Annotated in this window: 2 protein-coding genes; both read left to right on the top strand. The window is 46.8% G+C overall.

Going from position 1 to position 1,358, the window contains the following annotated elements; all coding sequences use genetic code 11:
• Positions 1 to 734: bifunctional diaminohydroxyphosphoribosylaminopyrimidine deaminase/5-amino-6-(5-phosphoribosylamino)uracil reductase RibD (gene ribD / locus R7P67_RS24490; protein WP_318086271.1), on the top strand; the 734-nt coding region annotated here is incomplete at its 5' end.
• Positions 735 to 746: 12 nt separating this feature from the next.
• A partial coding sequence (locus R7P67_RS24485; protein ID WP_318086270.1) for a riboflavin synthase occupies positions 747 to 1,358 on the top strand: 612 nt, incomplete at its 3' end.

Below are 1,358 nucleotides of genomic sequence, written 5' to 3'. Positions count from 1 at the left end.
TTGAGGTTCAGGTTGGACTGTTAGAAAACGATGCGATTGAGCTCAATCGTAGCTTCATTAAATTCATGCAAACAGGCATGCCATTTATCCAATTAAAAATGGCAGCAAGTTTAGATGGACAGAGTGCGCTAAGTAATGGCAAGAGCCAATGGATCACCTCCCCACAGGCTCGCCAAGACGTGCAGTGTTATCGAGCGCAAAGCGGTGGCATTCTGTCTACAAGCAAAACAGTGATGGATGATAACGCTTCTCTCAACGTTCGTTGGGATGATTTGCCGCAGAGTGTTCAAGCGCACTATGAGCTGACGGAAGTTCGCCAACCTGCAAGGGTAATACTCGACCGTCAACAGAAACTGAGTGATGACCTTAAACTGTTCAGTACCGAAGGTGAGCGAATTATTGTCAGCAGCGAAGGCGATGTTTGCCCACAACTCGATCAAAGCGGAAAAATTGATTTAGCTGCCACCCTAAAAGCGGTCGCGACTCAGCATAATATCAACCATTTATGGGTGGAAGCTGGCGCGACGCTCGCGAGTTCTCTAATCAAAGCTAACCTTGTAGATGAGTTGATTGTCTATCTCGCTCCGAAACTAATGGGAAGCGATGGACGTGGTTTAATTGGCGCGCTGGGATTGACGGAGATGGCGCAGGTCATCGATTTAAATATTACTGATGTGCGAATGGTGGGCAGAGATATCCGTATTACCGCCACCCTTGTACGTAAAGAAATTTAGAAAAGAAGCACTATGTTTACAGGAATTGTAGAAGCAGTTGGTAAATTAACTGCGATTACGCCAAAAGGCGAAGACATTACCGTTACGGTAGAAGTAGGTAAGTTAGACATGTCTGACGTAAAGTTAGGCGACAGCATCGCAACTAACGGTGTGTGCTTAACGGTGATTGACTTTGGAAGCAATTACTACAGCGCGGATTTGTCTCTCGAGACCTTGAAAAAAACCGGTTTTGCAAACTACCAAGTAGGCGAAAAGGTTAACTTAGAAAAAGCCATGCTGCCGACGACACGTTTTGGCGGACACATTGTATCTGGACACGTGGACGGCGTGGGTGAAATTGTGGAGCGCAATCAAGTTGGTCGTGCGATAGAGTTTTGGGTCGCGATGCCTGCTGAGATCAGCAAGTACGTGGCAGAAAAAGGCTCTATCACCGTTGATGGCATCAGCTTAACGGTGAATGATTTGCGTAAAAACGCATTCAAACTGACGATTGTGCCTCACACCAGTGAAGAAACCACCATCGACCAGTTCCAAGTGGGCCGCAAAGTGAATTTAGAAGTGGATGTGTTGGCGCGTTATATGGAACGCTTGCTGCAAGGTCAGCAAGAAGAGCAGCCTGAATCT

The organism is Vibrio sp. Vb0937 (genome assembly GCF_033338855.1).
The sequence above is the reverse complement of the archived record's forward strand: the minus strand, read 5'-3'. Positions and strand labels throughout refer to the sequence as shown.